Raw genomic sequence first — 8,487 nt, forward strand, 5'->3', positions numbered from 1 at the left:
CTCATATTAGAGGCACGAATTTCACCTTATTTTTTCTTGTTATGATTTGCCTCAATATTACCTTTAATTTGTTTCACTGCACTATCAAGCGCCGCTTTTGGTGCCTCTTTATCTGTAACAACTAATTGAAGCGCATCTCCAGCTGGTTTCCAAACTTCTTGCATTTCTGGAATGTTTGGCATTGGAATTCCATTTTCAGATTGCGTTGCAACTGCTTTTGCAGCTTCGTTATCTTTAATAATTGGATCTTCCATTACTGATTTTACTGGAGGAATTTCTTTTGTTTTCTCAAATCGAATTTTTGCGTTTTCTTCATTTGTTACCCACTCAGTGAATTTTGTAGCTAAATCATTTTGTTTAGAGAAACTTGTTACATGCCATCCTTTAACCCCAACAAACGTTTTCATTGGTTGACCATTTGGTAATTTCGGCATTGGAGCAACGCCATAATCAATCCCGTTCTTTTCCATTGCTTGGAATGCCCATGGGCCATTCATGATAGAAGCTGCTTTTCCTTCATTGAATAGTCCATCAGCAGCAGGCCCACCTGATTCACCGATAATACCTTTTGGGAATAATTTTTCCTTGTACCATTTTTGAAGATATTCAGCACCTTGTACTGCTCCACTATTATTTAATCCAACATCACTTGCATTTGGCTTTCCATCTTTTTCACCAAATACATAACCGCCCATACCTGCCATGAATGCATTAGCAAAGTAGAAGTTATCTCCTAATGCTAAAAATCCGTACTTGCCATCTTTCGTAAATTCTTTTGAGAAGTTAAACAGCTCGTCCATCGTTTCTGGCGCTTTTGGCATTAGTTTTTTATTGTAAATAAAGACTGGTGTCTCAATTGCTTTTGGTAAACCATATAATTTTCCGTTATATGTCTGTGCTTCTATTGATGAATTAGTAAATTTACTCTTTACAGCATCATCTGCTTTCACTTCAGAAAGTAAACCTTCTGTTACTGCATTTCCGATTTGATCGTGTGGCAATGTTACAACATCTGGTCCAGTCCCCGCTGGCCCATCAAGGCGTAACTTCTTCACTTGATCTGTCATTTGCATTTCAACAACTTTTACTTTTACTTTATATTTTTCCTCAAAGCTTTTCACTGCTGGTTCTAAACCAACACCTTTTTTATCATCTTCCCAAACAAGAAGATCATAGTCTTTTTTCGCTTTACTTTCCTCTTTTTTCCCTGAATCTTTCGGTCCACATGCAGATAACATACCAATAGATAATGCTGAAACCGTTAATAATGATAATGCTTTCTTCATCCCAAAAACCTCCCTAAATTGTCTATGTACCTCAGTGACTGAAAACGTTTGCATTTGATAGTTTAATTGAAGCGCAAACAATATCTCAATCTATGAAAACGTTTGCGCTATTTGTCTATCATTATACATTCTTTTATTCATTTTGCAAATATTAATTTAAAAATTATGTCATTATACTCTTTATACATTGACTTTATATAAAATGAATACTACTCTTATAAGCAATATTAAAGCTACGAGAAAGGCAATCGTTTGCAATACAGGCTTTATTATTACACTTAAGGGAATACTATGTATAGAGATATTGAAGGGGGATTTTCTATATGTTTAAAGAAGCCATTTATCATAGGCCGAAAGATAATTATGCATACGCTTATGATGAACAAACAATTCACATCCGAGTACGTACTAAGAGAGATGATATTCAAAGCGCCGATCTTATTTACGGTGATCCTTACGAATGGAAAGACGGGAAATGGATATCAGCAAGTACACCCATGAAAAAAACGGGTTCTACTGCATTATTTGATTATTGGTCCATTGCAATCGAACCAAAATTTAAGCGCTTACGTTATGGGTTTGAATTAAAATCTGAAACAGACACTCTTATTTATGCAGAGCGAGGATTCTTTTCTAGCATTCCAAATGATGATGTTGGTAACTTTTTCTGTTTTCCATTTATTCATGCAGATGATGTATTCAAAGCACCATCTTGGATTAAAGACACCATTTGGTATCAGATTTTCCCTGAGCGATTCGCTAATGGCGATAGTACGCTGAATCCAGAAAACACCCTTCCTTGGGGAAGTGCGAATCCAACTCCAACTAATTTTTTCGGCGGAGATTTTTCTGGTGTTATTCAAAACCTTGATTACCTTGTTAAGCTTGGCATTTCCGGAATATATTTCACACCTATTTTCAAAGCTCATTCAAACCATAAATATGACACAATTGACTATATGGAAATTGACCCACAATTTGGGACGAAAGAAACTTTTAAAGAGCTCGTTGAAGAATGTCATAAGCACGGTATAAAAGTAATGCTCGATGCTGTGTTTAATCATAGTGGATACTTTTTCGAGAAATTTCAAGACGTACTAGAGAATGGTGAGAAGTCCGCATATAAAGAGTGGTTCCACATTCATGAATTTCCGATTATAACCGAACCACTTCCAAATTATGATACTTTCGCCTTTACACCGTATATGCCTAAATTAAATACAGCTCATCCAGATGTAAAAGAATACTTACTTGAAGTAGGACGTTATTGGGTACGAGAATTCAATATAGATGGCTGGCGCCTTGATGTCGCCAATGAAGTCGATCACAACTTTTGGAGAGAATTCCGAACTGAAATAAAGACACTAAATCCTGAAGTATATATTTTGGGAGAAATTTGGCACGATGCCCTTCCGTGGCTACAAGGCGATCAATTTGATGCTGTCATGAGCTATCCTGTTACAAATGCTCTACTTTCTTACTTTGCTAACGATTCCATTAAAGCAAGTGAATTCATGAAGCAAATTACAGAATCTCTACATTCCTACTCTATGAATGTAAATGAAGCAGCATTTCATTTATTAGACAGCCATGATACTCCAAGAATTTTAACAACATGCAACGGAGATAAAAATAAGTTGAAATTGCTCTATGTATTCCATCTTTCTTTCATCGGCTCTCCTTGTATTTATTACGGGGATGAAATTGGTATGGATGGCGGCATGGACCCTGATTGCCGTAAATGTATGATTTGGGATACTAAAGAACAAGATCATGCATTATTTACCCATATACAAACATTGATTTTATTACGTAAACAACATAAAGCATTTGGAGGACATGGTACTTTTCAATTCATCGAAGCAAATGATGAACATAATTATATTTCTTATACGAAAACATATGAGGATGAAACTATCTTTTTCGTTTTAAACCCTACTAATAGTGAAGTTACAGTTTCACTCCCTCTTCATGTTACTGGTAAGAAAATAATTAACATTTATACAAACGAAGAATTTTCAGCGGAAGCAAGTGTATTACAAGTTACACTTCCTCCATATGGATTCTCCATATTAAAATGGTAATCCAAAAAAGCCTTATGCCAAGTTCGAAATGGCATAAGGCTTTTTCTTATTTCAATTTGAACACTATCGCTTCATACGGACGTAATGGAATGTTATCTATTGATCCGATTTCTACATCGTAATTGTGTATAAATAACTCTGATTCACTATAACTAATATCCTTAGGCATTTCAAATACACTTTCATCCGCAGTAAAGTTTGCAATGACAAGTAGTTTTTCATCTCCATATGTTCTTACATAAGCAAAAATAGAAGGGTCATTATCTAATATTAAATCATATGATCCATACACAACTATTTCATTATTTTTGCGTAGTTCAATTAATTTCTTATAGTAATAAAAAATTGAACCTTCATCTTGGATTGCTTGTTTCACATTAATCTCTTTATAGTTAGGATTTACAGTAATCCAAGGTTCACCTTTTGTAAATCCAGCGTGATTCTGATCATTCCACTGCATCGGAGTTCTAGCATTATCACGACCCTTTATATAAATAGATTCCATTACTTTTTCTATATCTTCACCATGGTCTATCACTTTTTCTTTATACATATTTAACGTTTCAATATCTCGATATTCATCAATTGATTGGAATCGAACGTTCGTCATTCCAATTTCCTCTCCTTGATAAATATATGGCGTTCCTTTCATCATATGAAGAACTGTCGCTAACATTTTTGCTGATTCAATGCGATACATTCCATCATTACCAAAACGAGATACAACGCGAGGCTGATCATGATTATTCCAATAAAGGCTATTCCATCCGGTATGCTCTAATGCTTTTTGCCACTTTGTTAAATTCTCTTTTAAAGTAAGAAGTGAGCATGGTTTTACATCCCACTTTCCACCTTCTCCTGAATCTAAATCCATATGTTCAAATTGGAATACCATTTGCAACTCTTTTCGTTCTTCTCCAGTATACAATTTCGCTTCTTCTGTCGTTACACCAGGCATTTCACCAACCGTCATAATATCATAATGCGATAATACTTCCTCATTCATTTCATGTAAATATTTATGAATGTTTGGACCGTTCATAAAATGCTTATGACCTGAAACATACCCCTCTTCTTCTGTTTCAACAGCTGGTAATCCCTCTTCTTTAGAAATAAAATTAATAACATCCATACGGAAGCCATCAATTCCTTTTTCTAACCAAAACTTCATCATTTCATAAACATCTTGTCTTACCTTTTCATTATCCCAATTTAAATCTGGCTGTTTTTTAGAAAACAGATGTAAATAATATTCATCCGTCATTTCATCATACTGCCATGCAGATCCACTAAAAGCAGCTCCCCAGTTGTTCGGTTCTTTCCCTTCTTTTCCAGGGCGCCATATATAGTAATCTCTATATTTATTATCTTTTGATTTACGTGATTCAATAAACCAATTATGTTCATCCGAAGTATGATTAACAACTAAGTCCATCATAAGTTTCATATTACGTTCATGCATTTCATATAATAGCTCATCCCAATCTTCCATTGTTCCGAACTCGTTCATAATTTTACAATAATCGCTTATATCATAACCATTATCATCATTTGGAGATTCATAGACTGGTGATAACCAAATCACATCAATCCCTAACTCTTTTAAGTAATCTAGCTTTGAAATAATCCCTTGAAGATCTCCTATACCATCACCATTACTATCCATAAAGCTACGAGGATAAATTTGATATACTACACTTTCTTTCCACCATTGTTTTTCCATTATGCTACCCCATTTCATTCATCATTCATTTTTCTCTTTTTTAAGGCGCAAACGTTTTCATTAATGAATGATAACAGATTCTATCTCAATTTAAAATAGCGCTTACAATTTTTATTGTTCTTTTTCTAAGAAAACATATGAAAACCACTAATAAATCTCCAATAAATGAAAACGTTTTATTTTTTTATTTATTTTTTGAATCTATTCGTTTATAATGAACTCAAAGAAAACGTTTGCATAATTATTTCTAGGGGGAAATACCATGGCAGAACTTAAATTAGAAAACATTTATAAAATATATGATAATAACGTAACAGCTGTAACTGATTTTAATTTACACATTCAAGATAAAGAATTTATTGTATTTGTCGGTCCTTCTGGATGCGGAAAATCTACAACATTACGAATGGTAGCTGGACTTGAAGATATTTCAAAAGGCGAGTTTTCAATTGATGGTAAACTAATGAATGATGTTCCTCCAAAAGATCGAGATATCGCTATGGTATTCCAAAACTACGCTCTTTATCCACATATGAGTGTATATGATAATATGGCATTTGGATTAAAACTTCGAAAAATACCAAAAGATGAAATCGATCGTCGTGTGAAAGATGCAGCAAAAATTTTAGGACTTGAACAATATTTAGATAGAAAACCGAAAGCATTATCAGGTGGACAGCGCCAACGTGTTGCGTTAGGTAGAGCAATCGTTCGAGATGCAAAAGTTTTCTTAATGGATGAACCATTATCAAACTTAGATGCTAAACTCCGTGTTGCAATGCGCTCAGAAATTTCTAAGCTACATCATCGCCTTGGAACAACAACAATTTATGTAACACATGACCAAACAGAAGCAATGACTATGGCTTCGCGTCTTGTCGTTATGAAGGATGGAAAAATCCAACAAATTGGAACTCCAAAAGAAGTATACGAAACGCCAGAAAACATTTTCGTGGGTGGATTTATCGGCTCACCAGCGATGAATTTCTTCCGTGGTAAATTGACTGAAACCGATTTCGTTATAGACAATACTATAAAAATTAAAGTATCTGAAGGAAAAATGAAGATGCTACGTGAACAAGGCTATGTAAATAAGGAAATTGTTTTAGGTATTCGCCCAGAGGACATTCATGATGAACTACTATTTTTAGAAGCTTCGCAATCTACTGCCTTCACAACAAAAATTGAAGTCGCTGAATTATTAGGTGCTGAATCCATTTTATATATGAAACTTGGAAATCAAGATTTTGCAGCACGTGTAGATGCAAGACATACATTTTCACCTGGTGATCAAATTAAATTAGCATTTGATATGAATAAAGCACATTTCTTTGATAACCAAACTGAACAACGTATTCGCTAAAAAATTTATCTTTACTATACACATACAAAAAAACCGTCCACATATATTGAGGGCGGTTTTTATTATTATACTAGGGCTTCTACTGTATGAAATGATTGTCCTTTTGTGCTAATAATACCGAAAATCGGTAAATCACTAAGCACCACTTCTTCTTGCTGTTTCATAAAAGATGACGTTAATTGTTTTATCTCTATCCAAACGTCATTAATACAAAGTACATTGGAATCGTTCTCTTGTTGGCGAGAAAAAATAGAATCTATTTTATATAAACCTGCATTTTGAAAAAGCATATCAATGCGACTGAATGCATTCAAAGTAATGCTAATAACGCGTTGCCAATCTCCTTGCTTTCCCATATCATAGGATACAAAAAGTGCCTCTCCGCCTAGATTCATAATTTCCTCCACTGTTGCTTGTCCACTCTCTTGATCAATGTCCGTCACAATAACTTTTGCGCCTTGTTTAGCCAACAAAAGAGCTGTATTACGTCCAATACCGATGCCACCGCCAGTTACGATAGCAACTTTTCCTGCAAGCTTCATTTTCATTACCCCTTCTATAAGTCTTACCGTCATTCAGTATACTCCTTTATAAGATTAATCTGCAAGCAAGAAAATTGCTATCTCATTTGTAAACGTTTACTTTTTATCCTTCTTTTTTCTTATTATTACGCTGGTCGAAAACTAAACCGATGAAAATTAAAATCCCCCAAAAGATTACACTACCTCCAGTCATTTTAATCTCCCCCTTATTATATAAAGTGAAATTTTAATCAGCCCCAATATGGCGGAATAAAGATATTATTTTTAATCATTATATCATTTTCTTAATTTTCAATCTATTATAAATAGAATTAACACATTTTAGCTTTTCCTTACTGTAAACATTCCCCATATACTTATAAAATCAAAAAGACCCTTTTATATATAAAAAGGTCTTTTTTTCATTATACAAGACTTATTACTTTCGTTTTTGTAATTAAATCCTGAAAACCACAATTATCTTTGCGGAACAACATCATATATATATTACATATTAATGGAATTCCTAATAGCAATACGTTCGGTAATAACACTACAAAAAATCTTATAATTAATGTTTGCAACGTTAGCTTTTCACTCTTCAATGAAATTAATTTTATTCTCGTTACCTTTTTTCCAAGTGTAACACCGTTCCAAATAAAGGGTAACACAATAAAATATATCGCCATTAATATAAAAACTACTGCGAAATCATATCTAAAATCACCTAAGCTTATATTAAAGCGCTTAAACATAGCACTATAGTTTCCGGTCATAACAGCTACTACTGCACCATACATAACCGAGATTAAAAACATGTCAATTAGGGAAGCACCTATGCGATTCATTACAAGCGCTGGACGATGCATCTTTAACTTCATTTTATGTCGACTCCTTCATATCCTTCTTTACCCGTCTCATCGTACCACTTCTAAAAAACATTGTAAACTAGCGTTTCTCTTACTTTTCTTGTACAATTTGTTACAATAGCATTATAAAGGAGGTTCCCATATTGAAAAAATGGATAATCCTATTCGTCGCCTTCCTATTAACTGGTTGTGCAGGAAACACAGGTCACTTAACTTATACGGTTAACGATGAATACGAACTCATACGTACTTCTGGAAATGCATTTGAACTTTTCCCCTCGCAAGATGCTGTATATGCCACACAATACATCCCTGCAAAAATTACAGACATTGCTTGGGATGATAAATACATTATTGCAAAACAAACCGAGGAAAAATCAGATCCGAATAACCCTGACGCAGCAATTGCAAATAAAAAAAGTGAACATTATTGGATTATTGACGTAAAGCACAATAAACGTTTCGGTCCCTACAATGAAAAGCAATTTAATGAACAAAAAGATGCGTTTAAAATTAAGGTACCTTTTCAAAATGTAGATTCATACATAAAAGAAATAAAAAAACAGTCAGCATAATATTTGAATGCTGACTGTTTTGTCTTACATTATTTTAGTGAGATGTTAAACGTTTGTGGCTCTTTT

8 protein-coding genes are annotated in these 8,487 nt (G+C 34.0%); 3 read left to right on the forward strand and 5 right to left on the reverse strand.

The annotated features are described in order from the left end of the window. Positions 1-26: 26 nt before the first annotated feature. Positions 27-1,286 (reverse strand): extracellular solute-binding protein, encoded by a 1,260-nt coding sequence (locus HMPREF2590_RS05910; protein WP_000709923.1) that lies wholly within the window; start codon positions 1,284-1,286, stop codon positions 27-29. Positions 1,287-1,609: 323 nt separating this feature from the next. Here HMPREF2590_RS05910 and HMPREF2590_RS05915 point away from each other — a divergent pair, with 323 nt between their 5' ends. Then, positions 1,610-3,370 carry an alpha-glycosidase gene (locus HMPREF2590_RS05915; RefSeq protein ID WP_000471776.1) on the forward strand — a complete coding sequence of 587 codons (1,761 nt, stop codon included), beginning with the start codon at positions 1,610-1,612 and terminating at the stop codon, positions 3,368-3,370. A gap of 46 nt (positions 3,371-3,416) precedes the next feature. Here HMPREF2590_RS05915 and malL read toward each other — a convergent pair whose 3' ends face one another. Further along, positions 3,417-5,093, reverse strand: coding sequence for an oligo-1,6-glucosidase (malL, locus tag HMPREF2590_RS05920; RefSeq protein WP_000415182.1), 1,677 nt, complete (start codon positions 5,091-5,093; stop codon positions 3,417-3,419). 262 nt (positions 5,094-5,355) lie between these two features. On the opposite strand from malL, the gene HMPREF2590_RS05925 reads away from it, so the two are divergent. Further along, positions 5,356-6,456, forward strand: coding sequence for an ABC transporter ATP-binding protein (locus tag HMPREF2590_RS05925; protein WP_000818931.1), 1,101 nt, complete (start codon positions 5,356-5,358; stop codon positions 6,454-6,456). Between the two features lie 65 nt (positions 6,457-6,521). On the opposite strand, the gene HMPREF2590_RS05930 is transcribed toward HMPREF2590_RS05925, so the two are convergent. The 3 genes from HMPREF2590_RS05930 to HMPREF2590_RS05940 form a co-directional block, all read right to left on the reverse strand. Beyond that, the gene (locus HMPREF2590_RS05930) at positions 6,522-7,031 is read right to left on the reverse strand and encodes an SDR family NAD(P)-dependent oxidoreductase (protein WP_000218410.1); all 510 of its coding nucleotides are present in this window, start codon (positions 7,029-7,031) and stop codon (positions 6,522-6,524) included. 70 nt (positions 7,032-7,101) lie between these two features. Continuing rightward, positions 7,102-7,191 (reverse strand): hypothetical protein, encoded by a 90-nt coding sequence (locus HMPREF2590_RS05935; protein ID WP_000145650.1) that lies wholly within the window; start codon positions 7,189-7,191, stop codon positions 7,102-7,104. A 211-nt stretch (positions 7,192-7,402) separates the two neighbouring features. After that, entirely contained in the window at positions 7,403-7,858 is a 456-nt protein-coding gene (locus tag HMPREF2590_RS05940) for an RDD family protein (RefSeq protein WP_000769095.1), read from the reverse strand. A 131-nt stretch (positions 7,859-7,989) separates the two neighbouring features. Here HMPREF2590_RS05940 and HMPREF2590_RS05945 point away from each other — a divergent pair, with 131 nt between their 5' ends. Further along, positions 7,990-8,421 carry a DUF3997 domain-containing protein gene (locus tag HMPREF2590_RS05945; RefSeq protein WP_000758785.1) on the forward strand — a complete coding sequence of 144 codons (432 nt, stop codon included), beginning with the start codon at positions 7,990-7,992 and terminating at the stop codon, positions 8,419-8,421. The last annotated feature ends 66 nt before the right edge of the window (positions 8,422-8,487 follow it).

It is taken from the genome of Bacillus sp. HMSC036E02 (genome assembly GCF_001836235.1).
GTDB classification, from domain to species: domain Bacteria; phylum Bacillota; class Bacilli; order Bacillales; family Bacillaceae_G; genus Bacillus_A; species Bacillus_A cereus.

What these genes read in the sequence shown, in the direction of transcription:
- HMPREF2590_RS05910 (WP_000709923.1), bottom strand. Translation starts at nt 1,286, where the DNA reads ATGAAGAAAGCATTATCATTATTAACGGTTTCAGCATTATCTATTGGT.
- HMPREF2590_RS05915 (WP_000471776.1), top strand. Translation starts at nt 1,610, where the DNA reads ATGTTTAAAGAAGCCATTTATCATAGGCCGAAAGATAATTATGCATAC.
- malL (WP_000415182.1), bottom strand. Translation starts at nt 5,093, where the DNA reads ATGGAAAAACAATGGTGGAAAGAAAGTGTAGTATATCAAATTTATCCT.
- HMPREF2590_RS05925 (WP_000818931.1), top strand. Translation starts at nt 5,356, where the DNA reads ATGGCAGAACTTAAATTAGAAAACATTTATAAAATATATGATAATAAC.
- HMPREF2590_RS05930 (WP_000218410.1), bottom strand. Translation starts at nt 7,031, where the DNA reads ATGACGGTAAGACTTATAGAAGGGGTAATGAAAATGAAGCTTGCAGGA.
- HMPREF2590_RS05935 (WP_000145650.1), bottom strand. Translation starts at nt 7,191, where the DNA reads ATGACTGGAGGTAGTGTAATCTTTTGGGGGATTTTAATTTTCATCGGT.
- HMPREF2590_RS05940 (WP_000769095.1), bottom strand. Translation starts at nt 7,858, where the DNA reads ATGAAGTTAAAGATGCATCGTCCAGCGCTTGTAATGAATCGCATAGGT.